Origin of the sequence: Halorubrum halophilum (assembly GCF_000739595.1) — an archaeon.
Classification (GTDB): Archaea; Halobacteriota; Halobacteria; order Halobacteriales; family Haloferacaceae; genus Halorubrum; species Halorubrum halophilum.
Genome location: NZ_BBJP01000014.1, coordinates 1 through 18815 on the forward strand (window position 1 = coordinate 1; position 18815 = coordinate 18815).

Sequence of the window (18815 nt, forward strand, 5' to 3'; positions counted from 1 at the left end):
AGCCGTCTTCGGGATCGGCCCCGGCGACCCCTCGACGCTCCGGAACCTCGGGCTCGAAGACCAGCGCGGGCTCCGCCCCGTACTAGAGGCGTTCAAGACCGCTCAGAAGCTCTGGGCCGGCGAGCGCGTCAACCACGAGGGGAGCTTCGACGCCGAGGGCGCCGGCCTCAACTACGAACCCCCGCAGGGCGCCGACATTCCGGTTCACGTCGGCGGCGAGGGACCGCACATGTGTCGGATGGCGGCGAAGCACGCGGACGGCCTGCTGTATAACGGTTCGCATCCGAAGGATCTCGCGTGGGCCCGCGAACAGGTCGACGACGGACTCGCGGATCGGCCCGAACACCGCGGCGACTTCGATCTGATCGCGTACGCCGCGGTGTCGGTCGCCGAGGACGAGACGGCCGCCCGCGAGGCCGCCCGCCCGCCGGTCGCGTTCATCCCCCGGGGGGCCCCCCCGCCCGCCGGTCGCGTTCATCGCCGGGGGCGCAGCGCCGCCGGTCCTGGAGCGGCACGGGATCGACTCGGACGCGGCCAACGAGATCGGCGACCGCGTCTCGGCCGGCGAGTTCTCCGCGGCCTTCGAGCGCGTGACTCCCGAGATGATCGACGCGTTCTGCATGGCGGGCACCCCCGAGACCGTCCGTGAACGCGCGGCCGCCGTCGCCGAACACGCCGACGGGCTGGTGGTCGGCTCGCCGCTCGGCCCGGATCTGGAGGATGCGGTCGATCTCGCGGCCGAGGCCGTCGACGGAATATTTTAAATAGTCGTCGCCGTTCCCGCGCCCCGAGAATTGGAAATCGCGCCTGATAACTCCGGGGTGAGTTTCATAAGCCGCTTCCGTCGAGTTCTCCGCATGTCGACGACACGACAGCGGCGCCCGGGTCTCCGCGGGCGGTACGAAGGCCTCCTGTGGGGAACGATGGACCGTCTCGGGATCACCGAATCGATAGAGCGGAAGGTCGTCACGGCCGTCGGGATCCAGTTTCTCGTCACCGTCGGGATCTTCCTGACGCAGTTCCTGGTCTCCGGAACGCTCTCCTACGTGATCTCAGGCGCCCTGTTTCTCGGCGCCGTCGTCGCGATCTACAACACCCTCCTCATCGTCCGCCGTGACTTCGTGGCGCCTCTCAAACAGTTGGAGACCGGCGCCGACGCGATCGCCGCGGGGGAGATCGATGCGGTCGGGTCGAAAGACGGCTCCGGCACCGCGCTGACCGGCAGCGACCAGCCCGACGAGATCGGGAGCCTCGTGAACTCGTTCGTCGAGGTCGAGCGCTATCTCGGGACCGTCTCCGCGCAGGCCGAGGCGCTCGCGGCTCAGGAGTTCGACGACCCCGCGCTCGACGAGGACGTGCCGGGCGCGTTCGGCGAGTCGCTCGACGAGATGGCCGCGAATCTCGAAGCGTACACGACCGATCTCGAGTCTCTCGTCGACGCCTTCGGCGACGCGGCGGGACGCGCCCGAGACGGCGACCTGACCGCGACGATCGACGACGGCGCGCTGGCGGTAGACGGGGACCGGTACGCGGAACTCGTCGAGAACTACAACCGACTCGTGACCACGCTCGGCGGGACGGTCGGCGAGGTCGCGTCGTTCACGGGCGATGTCGCGGACGCGAGCGACGACGTGCGCGCGAGCATGGACGAGGTCGACGACGCCAGCGAGGAGGTCGCGCGCTCGGTCCAGGAGATAAGCGACGGCGCCGCCGAGCAGACCGAGGAACTGGAGTCGGTCTCCGGCGAGATGAGCACGCTCTCGGCGACCGTCGAGGAGATCGCGGCGTCGGCCGACGACGCGGCCGCGACCGCCCGGAGCGCGGCGGACCGAGGGCGGGCCGGCCGCGAGGAGGCGGCCGAGGCGATCGAGGAGCTGGAGGCCCTCGAAGCCAGTATCGCCGAGACGGCGACGGCGGTGGAGGACCTCGTCGACCGGATCGGCGAGATCGACGAGATCGCCTCCGTGATCGACGGGATCGCCGAGGAGACGAACCTGCTGGCGTTGAACGCCTCTATCGAGGCGGCGCGGGCAGACGGCTCCGGCGACGGGTTCGCGGTCGTCGCCGACGAGGTGAAGTCGCTCGCCGAGGAGACCCGCGAGGAGGCGGCCGCGATCTCCGGGCGCATCGACGAGGTGCAGGCGGCGTCCGCGGAGACCGCCGCGGACGTGGACGAGATGGAGTCGCAGGTGTCTGACGGCGTCGACACGATCGAGTCGACGCTCCGGGAGTTCGAAGAGGTCGTGGAGGACGTGACGACCGTCGACGAGACGGTCCAGGAGATAAGCGAGGCGACAGACGACCAGGCGCGGACGACGCAGGAGGTCGTCGATATGGTCGACGGCATCGCCTCGGTCAGCCGGCAGACCGCGACCGAGGCGGAGACCGCCGCCGCCGCGGCCGAGGAACAGACGGCGACGGTCTCGGAGGTCACCCGGCGGGTCCACGCGCTCTCGGACCAGTCGGACGAGCTACTCGCGAGGCTCGACGAGTTCGACGTTCCCGACGGCGACACTGATCACGCGTCCGCGTCCGAGGCAGAGCGCCCCGGAGCGTCGATCGCAGGCGCGGACGACGACTGAGCGAAGCGTTGAGGCCCTGAAGCGCTACTCCGCCGGACCGCGACCGCCGAGCGAGGGGAGCGTCACGCCGATCTCTTGGAGGAGGGCGCCGATCGTCGCGTAGCCGAACGCGGCCACCGAGGCGACGAGCAGGACCTGACCGACGACGACGAGGAGCGCCGACACCGGATCGCCCGCGCCGAGGATCAGGTCGTTCAGGAAGATGTCGACGAAGCGGCCGACGTCGCCGACGAGCCGGGAGACGAAGTCGATGAGTGCCATCATGGAACGTAGTTGGACCAGGGGGTACTTGGATGTTGAGTTCGCGGCTTTCTCTCGGGACCGATCAGGGAGCACGATTGGCGGCCGGGTTTCGACAACCGAACGGCTTACACCCAGCCGACACGGACCTGTCCGTCATGAACGCCCTGACGGAGCTGTTCGCCGCGAACACGTTGCTGTGGGTCCTCACGGGGGTCCTCGCGTACTCCGCGGCCGCGATGTGGCTTCGGGACCGGGGGGTCCTCCCCGAGTCCGTCCGCGTCTCGGGACCGGTACTGACCCTCAGAACCCTCCGCGGCCGGGTCTTCCTCAATCGGCTCGCCGCGCCGAAGCGGCTCTGGCGGGCCGTCGCGAACCTCGGGCTCGGCGGCGCCTTGGTCGCGATGGTGGGATCGTTCGTCCTCATCCTCTCGTCGGCGCTGTCCGCGCTCCGGACGGCCCAGCCCTCCGCGATCCAACAGCCGCAGAACTTCCTGATCATCCCCGGCGTGAACGACTTCCTCCCCCTCTCGGTCGCGCCCGAGATCGTCGCCGGACTCGCGGTCGCGATGGTCGTTCACGAGGGCGCGCACGGCCTGCTGTGCCGCGTCGAGGGGATCGACATCGAGTCGATGGGGCTCGTCTTCTTCACGTTCCTCCCGATCGGCGCCTTCGTCGAACCGAACGAGGAGGCGACCCAGGAGGCCTCCCGGGGCGCCCGCGCCCGGATGTTTGCCGCCGGCGTCACCGCGAACACGGTCCTCACGGTGCTCGTCTTCGCGCTGCTGTTCGGCCCCGTCGTCGGCGCCATCGCGCCGGCACCCGGCTACGCCGTCGGCGAGGTGACTCCCGAGTCGCCGGCCGCGGGGGCCGGCATCGCCGGAGGCGACCGGCTGGTCGCGGTCGACGGCGCGCCCGTCGACACCGCCGCGGAGTTCGAGACCGCCCTCGCGGACGCCGGCGAGACGGTGAGCGTCACGGCCGACGACGGCGACGCGGAGCGGACCGTCGAGGTGGAGCGCGAGCTCCAGGTGATCGGCTCGGCCGGCGGGAACCCGCTCGGCGTGACCGTCGAGGCGGAGCCGGTGGCGATCGCCTCGGTCAACGGCGAGTCCGTGGCGACCGAGGGGCAGTTCCTCGACGCCGTCGGGAACGCCGAGCGCGCGACGGTGACCGTCGACGCCGACGGCGCGGCCAACGCCACGGTCGAGTCCGAGACCGCCGAGATCCCGATCGGCGCGTACGCGCTCGGCGTGCAGGAGGACGGCCCCCTCCACGCGGCGGGCGCGCCCCTCGGCGAGCCCCTGACGATCGTCTCGATCGACGGCGAGCGCGTCCGGAACAACGACGAGCTCTCCGCGGTGCTCGGCGAGCGCGAGCCGGGAGAGACGGTCGAGGTCGTCGCGTACGGCCCCGACGACGAGCGCGTGCCCTACGACACGGAGCTCGATCCCCATCCGAACCGCGACGGCGGGTTCGTCGGGGTGAGCGTCTTCCCCGGCTCCAGCGGGCTCGCGCTCGACGACTTCGGCGTCTCGGAGTACCCGGCGGGCGCCTACCTCGAACTGCTCGGCGGCGACGGCGGGGAGGGCGCGACCGACGGGCTCGCGCTCGGCGGGCTCACGGACTCCCCGCTCGGGCTCGTGTTCGCCTCGCTCATCCTCCCGCTCGGCAGCCTGTTCGGACTCCCGTTCAACTTCGCGGGATTCACCGGCGAGATGACCAACTTCTTCGTGGTCGAGGGGTCGCTCGCCGCGCTCGGCGGCGGGACGTTCCTGCTCGCGAATCTCCTCTTCTGGACCGGGTGGATCAACATCCAGCTCGCGCTGTTCAACTGCCTGCCGGCGTTCCCGCTCGACGGCGGCCGAATCCTCCGGATGGTCGCCGAGGCGGTGGTGAGCCGGACACCCATCTCCGACCGCCACGCCGCGGTCCGCACGATCACGGTCTCGTCCGGGCTCGTCATGCTCGCCGGGCTGATCATGATGATCTTCGGTAATCAGATCCTCATGGCGCTCGGGCTGTTGTAGTCCCGAACCGCGGGGCGAGCGGACCCCGCGACGTTCGCCGAATGGGAAACGGGTTTCTCCGCGGGGCGAAACGGGTACCCATGAGCCACTCACGCACCGTCGAGATCGAGGGCCACATCATCGACAGCGGGACGATGCAGCGCTGTTTCGGCGCGGTGATGGACCTCGGCGGCTCCTTCGACGTCGAGCAGTTCGACGTGGGGACCCACGAGGAGGCGGAGTCGTACTGCCGGATGGCGGTCTCGGCTGACGACCCGGAGACCCTCCAAGCGATCCTCCACGAGCTCCACCAGAACGGCGCGGTACTCGAAGACCCGACGGACGTGGAGCTCGTGGCGGCGCCCGCGGACAAGGTCGTCCCGCCGGATTTCTACTCTACCACGAACCACCCGACGGAGGTGCTGTACGACGGCGAGTGGATCGAGGTCGAGCGGATCGAGATGGACTGCGCGCTGATCGTAGATCCCGAGGGACCGGACGGGACCCCCCGAGCGTACACGAAGGTGCTCAACGCGGTCGAGGAGGGCGACCTCGTCGCCACCGACCAGTCCGGGATCCGCGTGAAGCCTCCCGAACGCCCGCGACACGGCGGCGGCGCGTTCGGCTTCATGCAGGGCGGCGTCTCCTCCGAGCGCCCCTCGGAGTCGACGATCCGGGAGGTCGCCGAGGAGCTCCGCGAGGTGGCCGAAGACGGCGGGAACGTGATGGTCGTCGCCGGCCCCGCCGTGATCCACTCGGGGGCGGGCGACGCGCTCGCGGAGCTGGTCGAGGCGGGCTACGTCGACTCCCTGTCGGCAGGCAACGGCTTCGCCACCCACGACCTGGAGCGCTCGCTGTACGGCACCTCGCTCGGGATGGACGTGGAGACGCTCGAACACCCGCGGAAGGGCCACAAACACCACATCTGGACCATCTCGGAGATCATCCGGGCGGGCGGGATCGAGGCCGCCGTCGAGGACGGGATCGTCACGGAGGGCGTGATGTACCAGTGCGTGCGAAACGACGTGGACACCGTGCTCGCGGGCTCGATCCGCGACGACGGACCGCTCCCGGACACGATCACCGACGCGGTCGAGGCGCAGGACGCCATCCGCGAGCAGGCCCACGACGCCGACATCGTGTTGATGCTCGCCACCCTGCTCCACTCGGTCGCGGTGGGGAACTGCCTCCCGTCGACGACCAAGACCGTCTGCGTCGACATCAACCCCGCCACCGTCACCCAACTGCTCGACCGCGGCTCGGCGCAGGCGGTCGGGATGGTCACCGACATCGGGACGTTCGTCCCCACGCTCGCGGAGTTCGTGCTGGAAGGAGAGGAGGAGAATCTCGCCGCCGACGCGGACGACACGCACTCGCACGCCCACGGGGAATGACCGACGTTCGCCCGTACGACTCCGAGACCGATGTCGACGCGTTATACGGGCTGAAGATCGCCTTCGAGCGCGGGCTCGGCGCGTCGACCGGCGGCGAGGGGAAGGCGGCCGCCTACGAGGGGAAGCTCACCGACGAGTACCGCGAGCGCTGGCTCGCGTGGGTGGACCGCTGCGTCGACGACGACGAGCGGTGCGTGACTGTCGCGGTCGAGGAGGGCGGCGAAGGACCCGGCGACCGCGACGGCGACACCGACGGCCCGACCCTCGTCGGCTACGTCTTCGTCCTCCCCGAGCGCCTCGCGATGATCTGGGACGCCGCCGTGATCAACGAGATATACGTCGATCCGGAGCATCGCGGGACCGGCGTCGCAGACGAGTTGATGGACGCCGCGGTCGCGCTCGCCGGAGATCAGGACCTCCCGATCGACCGGGTCGTGCTCGACGTGGACCCTGCGAACGAGCGCGCGAAGGCCTTCTACGACCGACACGCCTTCGAGTCGTGGGGCGAGATGGTGGCGCGACCGCTCGACGGCTGACCCTCGGGAGGGCGGGCTCGCGCCTACTCGGGCTCGTTGTACGCCTGCCGCCACAGCAGCCGCACCGACCAGACGACGAACGGCAGCAGGAAGATGACCCGTACGGTGGTCCCCGAGTCGCCCCACGGCCCGGCGATCAACGCGATCGTGCCGGCTGCGAGCGCGAGCCCGAACCCGACCGCGCCCGCGGCGATCCGCCGGTCCATCGGCGGCAGATGGGTCGTTCGAATCGGGAGGTCGAACGCCGAGACGAGCGCCTCGCCGTCGGCGACCGGGCCGACGAACCGCTCCGCCTCGTCCTCGCCGACGCCGGCGGTCAGCTCCACGGTTCGCGCGTCGAACACGCGGTCCGGGAGCCGAGTGTGAACCACGCTCACCCCCCGGATCCGATCGACGGAGACGGCCCACTGCGGTTCGTCGAGCCACGCGTCGTACGCGACCAACCGGTCGGCGTACCGCCGGTACTCGATCGGCGCGTAGGTGAGCGCGAACCCGGCGGCGTTCACGGCGATCGCGCCGAGGTACAGCGCGAAGAGGCCGACCGCGGACCAGCGGACGGCGGCACCGGAGGGGTCCCCGCCGACGAACAGCCCGAAAGCGGCGATCCACGCGACAAAGAAGCCGGTCGCGTAGATCGGGGCGACGCCGACGAGCGTCTTCAGAACGCCGGTGGCGGCGGCGGTCCGGCGGTGAACCGGGATCCGGGCGTCCGGTTCGGCGTCGGGGACCGCGATCGGTTCCGGATCGTCGGGCGACTCGGACGGGCCGGCGAGCCAGTCGGTGAGCCGACCGCCGGCGGACCCGTCGTCGCCGTGAGCCGCCCGGAACGCCGACCACTCGACGACGAGCTTGACCGCGACGAAGGCGGCGAGCACGGCGACCCCGCCGCCCGCGGCGTGGAGCGGCGGGAGCCCGAACAGGGCGAACAGCAGGAAGGCCGCCCGCCTCGTCGGAGTCTCCACGACCGCGTACGGGGAGGTCTCCGCGTACCGCCGCCGGCCGAAGTAGTCGCGGGCGACCTCGACCGCTTGCCCCGCGAGGAGCGCGAGCGCCGACGCGAGGACGGTCGGACGAGAGAGCAGGGCGGGCACGTCGAACGCCTGCGAGAACGTGACGCCGACGAACAGCGCGATCCACGCGGTCGCGCCGCAGACGGCCGCCGCGAACGGGAGGTTTCGGGGGTAGACCGGGGGAAGCCACGAGACCGGGCGGAACGCGCCGCGTTTGCTCGCCAGCGGCGTCTCCCTGATCCCGATGACGCCCGACTCGCGGTCCTCGGTGGGCGGTCGGGCCGCGAACAGCGCCTTCGCGCCCGCCAGCGGGATCGACAGCACGACCTCGATCGCGTACACCGCGGCCAGCGTCGCGGGGTCCCAGCCGAGGCGGAGCACGCCGACGAGCGGGAGCAGGTTGGCGAGCAGAACGGGGAGGAACGCAGCGGCTCCGGAGGCGGTCCGGCGGCCGCGGTGAGCGATGGAGGGCATCCGTCGTCGTTTCCGAAACGATCGGCCGGAGTGATAAGCACCGGTGAATACGGCCCGAGTCGTGGACACGTTCTTAGGCGCGCTCCGCGTGAGGAGGCGGTATGAGAAGCGTACATCGGCTCGCCGTGGCGGCGGGCCTCGTGGCGATCGCGGCCGCGCTGAGCGCGGTCGCGGCGCCCTCGCTCCCTGAGCGCGTGGTGACGAACTGGGACGCCGCGGGGCGGCCGGCCGGGACTCTCTCGCGGACCGCGGCCGTCTGGCTACCTCCCGCGCTGATGGCCGGACTGGTCCTGCTTCTGGCCGCGCTTCCACGGGTCGATCCGCTCCGCGAGAACGTCGCGGCGTTTCGCCCGACCTACGACTGGTTCGTCGTCGTCCTGACGGCGTTCCTGTTCGTCGTCCACGCCGGAATTCTCGCCTTCAACCTCGGCTACGAGTTCCCGTTCACGTCGCTTCTCGTGGCCGCCGTCTCGCTGCTCGTCTACTACGTCGGCGCCGTGCTCCCGCGGACCGAGCGCAACTGGTTCATGGGGATCCGCACGCCGTGGACGCTCAGCAGCGACGCGGTCTGGGACCGGACCCACCGGCTCGGCGGGCGGCTGTTCAAGCTCGCGGCGGTCGTCGGCGTCGCGGGGCTCGCGTTCGGCGAGTACGCGGTGTACCTCCTCGTCGTATCGGTGGTGACGGTCGCGTTGGTCACCGCGGCGTACTCGTACGTCCTGTACGCTCGGCTGGAGCAAGACGGCGACGGCTCGGTCGGGCCGGGGTCGGAGTCATAGCGTCCCGCCTTCAGGGGGCGAGAACGCCGGACAGGAGTTATGTGGGTGCCCGTGCCATCTCCGGGTATGAGCTATCTCGTTGCGACCGACGGATCGACGGAGAGCGACGAAGCGGTCCGGTACGCCGCGCGACAGGCGGTCGCGTTCTACGAGACGCTGGAGATCGCCCACGTGCTGACGCCGGACTCGGAACTGGTCGACGGGACGATCATCCTCCCGGGCGAGGAGGCCGCAGTCGAGGCGGGCCAGGGCGTCTTGGAGAACGCTCGCACCGTCGCCGAGGAGGCGGTCGGCGACGAGCCGATCGACGTGGAGACCCAGCTCCTCACCGGTCGTCCCGCCGACGCGCTCACGGACTACGCGGCCGATCAGGCCGTCGACGCCATCTACGTCGGCCACCGGGGGCTCTCGGAGGAGCGCGAGCAGGTCGTCGGCAGCGTCGCGAAGAGCGTGGTCGACAAGGCGGATGTGCCGGTCACCGTGATCCGGTAGCGCGCTCGACTCCGGCGCGATCGATCCCGGCGTGTCCGATTTCGGCGCGTCCGAGACGACGGCAAGGACCACCATTACCGGGGGTTCAAAACCGGTCGGGGGTGTAACACGACGTGATGCCTGAAGACTCACTCGTCACGGCGGACTGGGTGGAAGAGAATCTCGAGAAGTTCGAAAGCGACGACCCGGCGTACCGGCTCGTCGAGATCAACAACCCGACCGTCACCGACGAGTCGGACTACACGCCCTACGAGGAGGGCCACATCCCCGGCGCGCTGAACTTCGAGTGGGATGAGGTCTTCACCGACAAGACGGAGCGCGACATCGTCTCGAAGGAGAAGTTCGCCGAGCGAAACGGCGAGGGCGGGATCGAGGCCGACACGACGGTCGTGGTGTACGGCGGCGGGCGCGTCCCGAACTGGTTCGCGCTGTTCGGCTACTGGATCTACAAGTACTACGGTCACGACGACGTACGCGTGATCGACGGCGGGAAGGGGTACTGGGTCGAGAACGACTACCCGCTCTCCACCGAGGAGCCCGACTTCACGCCGCGCGAGTACGAGGCCCGCGGACCCTTCGAGAGCGTCCGCGCGTACAAGGACGACATCGACAACGCGATCGAGGACGGACTCCCGATGGTCGACGTTCGCTCCCCCGAGGAGTTCTCCGGCGAGGTCATCGCGCCCGAGGGACTCATGGAGACCGCCCAGCGCGGCGGCCACATCCCCGGTGCGAGCAGCGTCCCGATCGGCACCACCCTGAACGAGGACGGCACGTTCAAGAGCAGAGAGGAGCTCCGCGAGCTGTACGCTGACGCCGGCGTCGACGGCAACGAGTCGACGATCACCTACTGCCGCGTCGGCGAGCGCTCGTCGATCGAGTGGTTCCTCCTGCACGAACTGCTCGGCTACGACGACGTTCGCAACTACGACGGCTCGTGGACCGAGTGGGGCAATCTCGTCGGCGCGCCGATCGAGACGGGCGAGTAAGGAGGTTCGCGGCTGCGACCGCATCCACGGATTTTTGAATAGTCGGCGCTTTGAATGCCTACTCGATAGGCGCGCTTCTGTTCGAAGCGACCGGTCGATGAGAGTTTCGACAGCGCTACAACGACGCGTCCGCATCGGTTACGCGAGTCGAGAACGCATGCTGGACAGAGAACCGACTTGGAACGAGAATCTCGGCTTCCTGGTCGTCTCGTTCGGAATCGCCAGCACCGCCGCGGTACTCGTCGTCCCCGCGGTCGGCCTCGGAGGCATTCCCGGGGCGATCGTGGCCACCGTCGTATTCGTCCTCGCCTTTTTGACGTGTATGCTGGCCATCGACAGGCTATTCCTCTCCGAGGAGTGACGCCAAGAGTCCGTCAGCGGTAGCGACGTACGATCGACCGGGGCTGCGATCTTGATCGATAGTGGGAGTGGGTATAGCACGTTGGGAGTGAGGTTGTTTATAAGCGATCGAGTAGTGTTGCTGTCGGCTGTTTATAAGTGGTTGATGGTGGGTCGGCGGTGAACACCTCCAAAGCCCCAGCCGACGAGGCGGGCGCACGCTCGCTGCGCTCCTCGGTCGCTCGCAGTGCTCGCTCTCTGCGGTGCTTGCGTCGCCTGCGCCCGCCTCGTCGGCTGCCCCTTTGAGTCCCGCCCGCAACCGCACAGCGCCTCACGCCTCCCCAGCCTCGTCGGTGGTCCTCCGCTTCGCTCCGGACCACCGACTCCCTCGCACCGTCGGTGAGCGGCCCAGAGGGCCGCTCACCGGGGCGCGCCACCGCCTCGTTCATTTATAAGCGATCGTCGCTGTCACTCGTGGCCTTTTAAATGCTGGATCGCCACCACCGATCTGCAACACCCACTCCCGCCATCGATCGTCACTGTTCCCGTACTGACCGCGATCTGGTCTCGATAGATCGCCCGTTGAGAATTTCGACAGAGCCGCCCTTCTCGATGTCAACGCTGAGGATTTCGAGAACGTCCAAAAACGCTATACCGGTCCCGAAAGACCGCTCGATCCATGGCTCCGCTTCCGTTACAAGTCCCCGCCGGCCCCGAGTTGCTGCTAATTCTCCTGATACTGATCGTCGTCTTTGGGCTCATCGGCCGATGGGTCTACCGGGACGCAAAATCCCGCGGGAGCGACTGGGCGTGGCAATGGGGAGTCGGCATCGCGTTCCTGTTTTTCCTCGGTCTGGTCCCCGGCCTACTCGGTATTCTCATCTACGTCTTGGTCCGAGGAGAGCGCGTTGCAACCGCGTCCTGAGCGCGGTCCGCCGAGTAACACGCCTTTAAAAGGTTCGACGGCGCGGGACGGGCCGGTTGCGGGGGATCCGCCGGCCCGCTTGTCGCCGAGCGCGTCGACCTCGTCTGTGACAACCATTTTCGCAAACGGGGCGCCTCAGCGTCGACGATTCGCAGCCGTGCAAACGTCTTTATGGTTGTGTATACTATTGTAAAGTATGCAAAAGAACGTCGGTACGACTGATAAGCGCGTCAGAACGGCTTTCGGCGCGGTCCTCGGGATCGTTTCGCTCGGGACGCTCGGTGGCGTGGTTCCGCTCCCGGAGCTCGCTGCGCCCGTGTTCGGAATCGCCGCGCTCCTCATGCTCGGAACCGCCGCGACCGGCACCTGCGGGCTCTACGCCCTGCTCGGCGTCGATACCTGTCCGGCGTCGGCGGGCGGGTCGCGGTAGGGGTCCCGACGGATCCCGAAACACTCGTGTAGCGAGCCAACACGGACGTTCTCGGCGATTATCGGATCTCCGCCGGCAGCAGCCTCAAGTGTGGCTAGTCGTAACGCGTAGCATGAGCCTTCGAAACGGATCGATGTCTCCCTCGTGCGAGCGTATCCACGGCGGCGCCGACGGGGGTCACCGCCCGTGAGCGACGCTCCGACCGTCCTCGTGATCGGCGGGGGCGCGACCGGGACCGGGATCGCCCGCGACCTCGCGCTCCGCGGCGTCGACGTGACCCTCGTCGACCGCGGCGGACTCGCGAGCGGCACCTCCGGGCGCTCGCACGGCCTGCTCCACAGCGGGGCCCGGTACGCCGAGGCCGACGCGCCCGGCGCCGAGGAGTGTCTCCGCGAGAACCGGACGCTCCGGGATATCGCCGGCGCGTGCGTCCGCGAGACGGGCGGTCTGTTCGTCCGGCTCTCGGACGACGACCCGGACTACTTCGAGGCGAAGATCGACGCCTGCGAGGAGATAGGCATCGAGACCGAGCGACTCGACGGCGACGCGGTGCGGGCGGTCGTCCCCGGCCTCTCCGAGGACGTCGCCGAGGCGTTCCGGGTGCCCGACGGGGTGATCTACCCCTCGCGGCTAGTCGCCGCCAACGCGGCCGACGCGGAGCGACACGGCGCGACCGTCCACACGGACGCCCCCGTCGAGTCGATTGAGCGGGCAGACGGCGCGGTGTCGACGGTGCGCGTCGGCGGCGACGTCGGCGCGACCCTCGAACCGGACCACGTCGTCAACGCCACGGGGGCGTGGGCCGACCGGATCGCCGAGTTGGCCGGCGTCGAGGTGGGGATGGCGCCGAGCCGCGGCGTGATGATCTCCGTCGAGTACGACGGGCTCGACCCGGTGTTGAACCGGTGTCGCGACCCCGACGACGGCGACATCGTCGTCCCCCACGAGGGGGAGGCCGTGCTCGGCACGACGAGTGTCCCGGTCGACGACCCCGACGAGTACGAGACCGCCGACTGGGAGGTGGAGCGGTCGGTCGCAGAGTGCGCGGCGATGCTCCCCGCGGTCGCCGACGCGCCGACGGTCCGGACGTGGTGGGGCGTCCGTCCCCTCTACGCGCCCGACGAAGCCGGCTCGGACCGACGTGGGATCTCTCGCGGGTTCAGCGTGATCGACCACGCCGACGAGGGCGTCGCAAACCTCCACACCGTCGTCGGTGGGAAGCTGACGACCTACCGGGAGATGGCCGAGGCGACGAGCGACCGCGTCTGCGAGCGGCTGGGCGTCGACGCCGACTGCGAGACCGCGACGGAGCGGCTCCCGGGCGCCGACGACCCCGACCGGCTCGACGAGTTCGTCGAGCGGTACGGCGGGTCGAACCCGACCGACGCCGGCGTCGTCGACGCCGCTGTCGACGACTGAAAAGAAAAAATCTCGGGAGAAGCGACGCCGTGCCGACTACTCGTCGTCGATCAGGCCGCCGAACACCGATTCCGCGGTGTCGGGCACGTCGAAGTCGTGGTAGTGCTCGCCCTTCTCGTTCGAGAGGATGTTGAGGGCGGCGGCGGCGCCGTCGCCGGCCGAGATGACCGCCTGCCACTCCTCGGCCCGGACCATCCCGCCGGTCGCGTACGCGCCCTCGACGCTCGTCTCCATGGAGACGCCGACGTCGACGAGGTCGCCGTCGAACTCGCAGCCGAGCGACTCGGCGAGGTCGCGGCTCGCGCCCGTCGCCAGCACCACGTAGTCGGCCTCGTACTCGTCCGCCTCGGTGGTCACGGCGAAGCCGTCGCCGGACTCCTCCACCGCCGTTACCTTCTCGCCCTGCTTCCGGTCGACTCCGAAGTCGTCGACCTGCTGGCGGGCGGTCGCCATGAACTCGCTGCCGCCGACCGAGCCGATTCCGAGGTAGTTGAACAGGTGCGCCTTGTGCATCCAGGTCTTGTCCGTGTCGAACAGGACCGTGTCGAGCCCGTTTTTGCTCGCGAAGAGTCCCGCGCTGAGCCCTGCCGGTCCGCCGCCGACGATTGCTACGTCTACCATACGCGCCGTAACGAGCGCACGGTCATAAGGGCTGGTGAAAGCGGTTATCCACACGCCGCTGCCGAGCCGAAGGTATTTGCGCTCGACGCCGATGGTGTGAGTATGACCGCCGTCCGCGCGTCGGGGCCGTCCGCGACCGACGCCGCTCCCGCCTCTCGTCTCACTCGGTCGCTTCGCCTGTGCTGCGTCGCCGTCGGCGTCCTCGTGCTCGTCGCCGCGCTGTCCGGCTCCGCCGCCGCGGTCGACGGCTCCCCCGACTCGCTCACCGCGACGAGTTCCGCCGTCAACGCGACCGCCGCCGCCGGCGACGCGGCGACCCCCCTCGACGACGCGAACGGAACGACGACGGTGATCGTCCGGTTCACGCGGGTCGAAGACCCGGACACGCTCGGCGAGCCCGACGGAAACGGCTCCGCCGCCGTCGCCGACCTCCGCGAGCACGCCGACGCCGAGCAGGCGGCGTTCGAGGCGTTCGCCGACTCGCGCGACGGCGTGACCGTCGAACGCGAGTTCTGGCTGGCGAACGCGATGCTCGTGGCCGTCGACGCCGACGCGGTGACGGCGGAGTCGCTGCTGTCGGTCGCGAACGTCACCGGAGTCCATCGGAACGTCGCAGTCGAGCCGCTCGGCGCGGCGGCTCGGCCGCCGCAGGCACCTCCGACGCAGCCGCCACGGCCGCAGATCGATGCCGAACCGTCCGGATCGTACACCGCGGGCCTGCGAGTTATCGACGCCCCGACCGCGTGGGAGCGGTTCGACACTCGCGGGGCGGGCGCCACTGTCGCGGTGATCGACACCGGCGTCGACCCGGCGCATCGGGACATCGACCTCTCGGGGTGGGCGTCGTTCGACGACAACGGGACCGTCGTGAGCGAGGACCTCGCGGACGCGAGCGACCCCGACGGCCACGGCACCCACGTCGCCGGAACAGTGGCGGGCGGGGATGCCTCGGGCACCCATATCGGCGTCGCGCCCGAGGCGGACGTGGTCGCGCTGGACGCGTTCGGCGAGAACGATACCGCGACGTTCGCGGGCGTGATCGGGTCGATGCAGTACGCGACGACCGAGAGCGACGCCGACGTGCTCCAGATGAGCCTCGGTTCCTCCGGGACGTTCCGCGGGTTCATCGGGCCCGTGCGCAACGCCCGCGCGACCGGCGCGGTCGTCGTCGCGGCCGCTGGCAACGAGGGCGCGAACACCTCGTCGGCCCCCGGAAACGTGTACGACGCGCTCGCGGTCGGCGCGGTCGACGGGACCGACGAGGAGCGCCCGGTCGCCGAGTTCTCCAGCGGCCAGCCGATCAACGCCTCCGCGGCGTTCGAGACGTACCCCGAGGAGTGGCCGGCCCACTACGTGGTCCCCGACGTGTCCGCGCCCGGCGTCAGCGTGGTCAGCGCCGAGGCGGGCACGAGGAGCGGCTACGTCCGTCGACAGGGGACCAGCATGGCCGCCCCGCACGTGAGCGGGATCGCGGCGCTCGCGGTCGCGGCGACCGACGGCCGAGCCGACGACGCCGACCTACAGGCCGCGATCGTCGACACCGCAGTCCACCCAGCGAACGCGACCGAGCCGGACGACCGGTACGGACACGGCGTTGTCGACGCGCCGTCCGCGGTCGAGGCGGCGGTGGCGGCGACCCCGCCGGAGGCGGAGTCGACAGACGAGGGGAACGCGAGTGGAGGCGCGAACGGGGATTCGCGGGGAGAGAGCGGCACCGAGGATGGTACACCCGGCTTCGGCGGCGTCGCGGCCGTCGTCGCGCTCGTCGCGGCCGCGGAGCTATCGAGGCGGCGCGGAGTGTGACCGCGGGAGGGCCGCGAGCCCAGATCCCCGAGCTGGGGGCGTTACCCGGAAAAGTCGGACAGCGAGCCGGGGCGATCTGACTCGGGGTCATCGGTGTCTCCACCCGGATCACCGTCGGCGTCGCTCTGGTCGTCCAAGTCGCTCTCGTCCCCCTCGTCGCTGTCGCCCCACGGATTCTCTGAGTCCACCGGCTCGACGGCGCGGTCGAGGTCCTCGGGCGAGTAGTCAGTCCCGTCGTCGAGGAGCATCGCGAGGCGCTGCCAGCGCGCGCTCTGGTCGTCTTCGCCCTCCGGGCCGACCCGGGCGCCGTGGGTCTTGAAGAACTGCGTCCCGCGGTCCAGCCGCGCGCCCTCTCCGGTGTGGCCGTCGAAGACTGCGTCGAACTCGCCCTCCGGTTCGAGGTCGCCGACGGGGAAGTCGTGGGCGGGCTGCTCGCCGCGCTCGCGGGCCTCCGCGCGGACCTCGGCGACGGCGGAGAAGTAGGCGTCGGCGTTCGAGGCCTCCCGGGTCGAGCGCGCGCGGGCGGCCGCCAGCGCGGCGTGGATCGCGCAGAGCCGGCCCTTCCACTCGGCGGGCTCCCAGCGCTCGGTGGCGAGCTCCTCGTAGCGCTCGATCGTGAGGGCCGCGTCGCTGCCCGCGCGGAGGTCCTCGACGACGTAGAGATTGAGGCGGTCCCAGAGGTTCCACGCGTAGCCGGAGCGGGCCAGCTCCCACGCGGCCCACGCGGCGACCTCCTCGTCGGAGCGGCGCACCGCCTTCTGGAGGAGGCTGGAGACGACGTACCGGCTGTACCCGCCGTCGGTCTCGTTGGCCGCCTTCTCCTCGCCGAAGTCGTTCTCGCCGGTCGCGTCCGGCGTCGTGTCGGTCTCCAAGCTCCCGTCCGACCCGAACGTCGCCTGTCGATCGTCGCCGTCGGCCATACCCCCGCTCCCGCCGCGAGCGACTTAAAAACCGCGCGCGGCGGGCGGGGTGTGAGGCGTCGAGCCGTCCGCGGTACCGCGGATCACACCGCGTTTGAAAGATAACCCTTAAGTCGGATCCGGCGGGTAGAATACGGTAACCGCCCTTAGCTCAGCCTGGTAGAGCAGTCGACTGTAGATCGACTTGTCCCCCGTTCAATTCGGGGAGGGCGGACTTCCTTTCCAGTCGATTCGTAGGCGACTGTAGATCGACTTGTCCCCCGTCCTCGTGAGCGGAGCGAACGAGGGCTCGGAAGACGCAGCGCCGAGCGAAGCGAGGCGACCGTCTTCCGGCGTTCAATTCGGGGAGGGCGGACTGGTTCTTTGTGCTCGTGAGCGACAGCGAGCGGATGTTGATCGTGAGGGACAACCGACCCGAATTGGGCACGGAAGACGAGTCATAGCCCGGACCGGCGAGGAAGCTCCTTTGGATGCTCGCTCACGACTTCGTCGACGCGCTCCCGGCCCACAATCGCCCTGTGCATCGCCTCCGCTGTCGTCAGGAGTTCGCTCACGGCGTCGGCCGAACTTTCATCCCGGTTCGCGTGGTAGTGGGTCTCGTGATGGACTGCCGAGTCGTCGTCGAGGCCGCCGTTCCCGTGTACGACGTGGAAACTGCCGACGAAGCGGTCCGGATCGCTATCTCGAAGACCGGTGAGATGCTGAACCCGGACCTCAACTACGTCGAGATCGAGACCGGAAGCCGCACGTCGCCCGGCGGCGAGGAGCTTCCGCCGGCGTTCGTCGCCGCCGACGAGGCTCTCGTCGCGCTCGAACTCCGGATGGACGTGTTCAACGTCGACCGCGAGGAGCACGCGAGCCGCGTCGCCCGTAAGGAGATCGGACAGCGTCTCCGGAACATCCCGCTGACGGTGCTCCGCGTCGATCAGATCGAGGATGACACCGACGAGGACACAACCGACGACGACGCGGTCGACGCCGCCGACGACGCGAACGATACTGACGATGCGAACGATACCGACACGCGGAACTGATCCTTTACGACGGAGTACTCAGAGTCGGCTCTAGACGGCGTCGCCACTCGAAACGTACTGATCGGTCCGCAGGTGGTGACGAAGATTCAGTCTGCGGTCGGGGCCAGCGGCTCCGACTCGGACTCGTCCATCGGCTCGGTGATTCCCTCGGTCAGCTTAAAAACAGCGGCTTTGTGGTCGGTCTTCGACTTGTGAATCGATGTCGGTTTGACGCCGAGTTCTTCGTAGGCGTCGAGGTCGATGTTCTCGTCCCAGAACTCGCACTGCTTTCGTACTTCCGCGAGGAGGCCGTGAAGGTGGATAAGCTCCTGCTTCTTCATGAGTACCAGTCCTTTGCTACCGGAGGTTTATATTATTATCCTGAGTCACGTTACCATGGGTAGCTCCGATTGTCCCGTTTGCGGGGCGGAGACGTGTTTTTTCGCGTTATCGATCGGGAAGGTTCGCGAGCTTCCCGCTGGCGACCGACCGCCGGGCGCCGAGGAATTTCGACCGCCAGTGCGCCCGGGATCGGGTACGCCATCGCGCACCATCGCGCCCCGTCGCGCGCGCTCGGTCGAAGGAAACAGCGAATCCGGAGCGACTTCCGACCTACTGGAACTGTTTGACCGCTTCGAGGTCGCGTTCGGTCCGCATGAACTCCGTCAGTCGGCGCGTCGCGTGACAGTCGGGACAGCTGAAGTTCGATCGGAGGCGCTGCAAGTCAGCGGGATTGTCCTGCCACTCTTTGTTGCACTCCGGACAGACGAGTCTGACGAACGCATCCACCATGCGAGTGACGTACACGCGGCCGGGTTAAAAACGTACGTGGCGGTTCGG

Annotated in this window: 19 protein-coding genes, 1 tRNA gene and 1 pseudogene; 15 read left to right on the forward strand and 6 right to left on the reverse strand. The window is 69.3% G+C overall.

What is annotated here, in order from left to right; all coding sequences use genetic code 11:
• Window positions 1-764 (forward strand): annotated as a pseudogene (locus ACP96_RS05530) (LLM class flavin-dependent oxidoreductase); the annotation flags it as partial.
• A 159-nt stretch (window positions 765-923) separates the two neighbouring features.
• Window positions 924-2582, forward strand: a complete 1659-nt coding sequence (locus tag ACP96_RS05535; protein ID WP_050032632.1) for a methyl-accepting chemotaxis protein — start codon at window positions 924-926, stop codon at window positions 2580-2582.
• A gap of 24 nt (window positions 2583-2606) precedes the next feature.
• Here ACP96_RS05535 and ACP96_RS05540 read toward each other — a convergent pair whose 3' ends face one another.
• Window positions 2607-2846, reverse strand: a complete 240-nt coding sequence (locus ACP96_RS05540) for a hypothetical protein (RefSeq protein WP_050023454.1) — start codon at window positions 2844-2846, stop codon at window positions 2607-2609.
• A 134-nt stretch (window positions 2847-2980) separates the two neighbouring features.
• Between ACP96_RS05540 and ACP96_RS05545 the strand changes: the two genes are divergently transcribed.
• The 3 genes from ACP96_RS05545 to ACP96_RS05555 all read left to right on the forward strand — a co-directional run bounded on the left by ACP96_RS05545 (window position 2981) and on the right by ACP96_RS05555 (window position 6761).
• Window positions 2981-4852, forward strand: coding sequence for a site-2 protease family protein (locus tag ACP96_RS05545; RefSeq protein ID WP_050032549.1), 1872 nt, complete (start codon window positions 2981-2983; stop codon window positions 4850-4852).
• An 80-nt stretch (window positions 4853-4932) separates the two neighbouring features.
• Window positions 4933-6225: an ornithine cyclodeaminase gene (locus ACP96_RS05550; protein WP_050026863.1), complete on the forward strand. Its 1293-nt coding sequence runs from the start codon at window positions 4933-4935 to the stop codon at window positions 6223-6225.
• Window positions 6222-6761 carry a GNAT family N-acetyltransferase gene (locus ACP96_RS05555; protein WP_050026862.1) on the forward strand — a complete coding sequence of 180 codons (540 nt, stop codon included), beginning with the start codon at window positions 6222-6224 and terminating at the stop codon, window positions 6759-6761. Before ACP96_RS05550 ends, ACP96_RS05555 begins: the two co-directional genes overlap by 4 nt.
• A gap of 23 nt (window positions 6762-6784) precedes the next feature.
• Here the strand turns inward: ACP96_RS05555 and ACP96_RS05560 are convergent, their stop codons facing one another.
• Window positions 6785-8245, reverse strand: a complete 1461-nt coding sequence (locus ACP96_RS05560) for a DUF6498-containing protein (RefSeq protein ID WP_050032551.1) — start codon at window positions 8243-8245, stop codon at window positions 6785-6787.
• A 101-nt stretch (window positions 8246-8346) separates the two neighbouring features.
• Here ACP96_RS05560 and ACP96_RS05565 point away from each other — a divergent pair, with 101 nt between their 5' ends.
• From ACP96_RS05565 to ACP96_RS05595, 7 genes are all read left to right on the forward strand, one after another.
• Complete coding sequence (locus ACP96_RS05565) at window positions 8347-9024, forward strand: SdpI family protein (protein WP_050032553.1); 678 nt, start codon at window positions 8347-8349, stop codon at window positions 9022-9024.
• Between the two features lie 66 nt (window positions 9025-9090).
• A complete protein-coding gene (locus ACP96_RS05570) occupies window positions 9091-9516 on the forward strand; it encodes a universal stress protein (RefSeq protein WP_050026857.1) in 426 nt (141 codons plus the stop codon).
• A gap of 116 nt (window positions 9517-9632) precedes the next feature.
• Entirely contained in the window at window positions 9633-10505 is an 873-nt protein-coding gene (locus tag ACP96_RS05575) for a sulfurtransferase (protein ID WP_050026855.1), read from the forward strand.
• Between the two features lie 157 nt (window positions 10506-10662).
• Window positions 10663-10866, forward strand: a complete 204-nt coding sequence (locus ACP96_RS05580; RefSeq protein WP_050026853.1) for a hypothetical protein — start codon at window positions 10663-10665, stop codon at window positions 10864-10866.
• A 657-nt stretch (window positions 10867-11523) separates the two neighbouring features.
• Window positions 11524-11769 (forward strand): hypothetical protein, encoded by a 246-nt coding sequence (locus ACP96_RS05585; RefSeq protein ID WP_050032555.1) that lies wholly within the window; start codon window positions 11524-11526, stop codon window positions 11767-11769.
• A gap of 196 nt (window positions 11770-11965) precedes the next feature.
• Window positions 11966-12199, forward strand: a complete 234-nt coding sequence (locus ACP96_RS05590; RefSeq protein WP_050026839.1) for a YgaP family membrane protein — start codon at window positions 11966-11968, stop codon at window positions 12197-12199.
• A gap of 186 nt (window positions 12200-12385) precedes the next feature.
• Window positions 12386-13618, forward strand: a complete 1233-nt coding sequence (locus ACP96_RS05595) for an FAD-dependent oxidoreductase (RefSeq protein WP_050032557.1) — start codon at window positions 12386-12388, stop codon at window positions 13616-13618.
• A 36-nt stretch (window positions 13619-13654) separates the two neighbouring features.
• On the opposite strand, the gene ACP96_RS05600 is transcribed toward ACP96_RS05595, so the two are convergent.
• Window positions 13655-14239, reverse strand: coding sequence for an NAD(P)/FAD-dependent oxidoreductase (locus tag ACP96_RS05600; RefSeq protein WP_050026843.1), 585 nt, complete (start codon window positions 14237-14239; stop codon window positions 13655-13657).
• Between the two features lie 102 nt (window positions 14240-14341).
• Between ACP96_RS05600 and ACP96_RS05605 the strand changes: the two genes are divergently transcribed.
• Window positions 14342-16042 carry a S8 family serine peptidase gene (locus tag ACP96_RS05605; protein ID WP_050032558.1) on the forward strand — a complete coding sequence of 567 codons (1701 nt, stop codon included), beginning with the start codon at window positions 14342-14344 and terminating at the stop codon, window positions 16040-16042.
• Between the two features lie 41 nt (window positions 16043-16083).
• Here the strand turns inward: ACP96_RS05605 and ACP96_RS05610 are convergent, their stop codons facing one another.
• A complete protein-coding gene (locus tag ACP96_RS05610; protein WP_050032559.1) occupies window positions 16084-16962 on the reverse strand; it encodes a hypothetical protein in 879 nt (292 codons plus the stop codon).
• 140 nt (window positions 16963-17102) lie between these two features.
• On the opposite strand from ACP96_RS05610, the gene ACP96_RS05615 reads away from it, so the two are divergent.
• Both ACP96_RS05615 and ACP96_RS05620 read left to right on the forward strand, forming a co-directional pair.
• A tRNA-Tyr gene (locus ACP96_RS05615) sits at window positions 17103-17176 on the forward strand.
• A gap of 388 nt (window positions 17177-17564) precedes the next feature.
• Window positions 17565-17996: a DUF555 domain-containing protein gene (locus ACP96_RS05620; RefSeq protein ID WP_050032561.1), complete on the forward strand. Its 432-nt coding sequence runs from the start codon at window positions 17565-17567 to the stop codon at window positions 17994-17996.
• Window positions 17997-18082: 86 nt separating this feature from the next.
• Here ACP96_RS05620 and ACP96_RS05625 read toward each other — a convergent pair whose 3' ends face one another.
• Together ACP96_RS05625 and ACP96_RS05630 are read right to left on the reverse strand one after the other, a co-directional pair.
• Window positions 18083-18316, reverse strand: coding sequence for a UPF0058 family protein (locus ACP96_RS05625; RefSeq protein ID WP_015910243.1), 234 nt, complete (start codon window positions 18314-18316; stop codon window positions 18083-18085).
• Between the two features lie 271 nt (window positions 18317-18587).
• Window positions 18588-18767 (reverse strand): DUF7836 family putative zinc-binding protein, encoded by a 180-nt coding sequence (locus tag ACP96_RS05630; protein ID WP_050026851.1) that lies wholly within the window; start codon window positions 18765-18767, stop codon window positions 18588-18590.
• Between the last annotated feature and the right edge of the window lie 48 nt (window positions 18768-18815).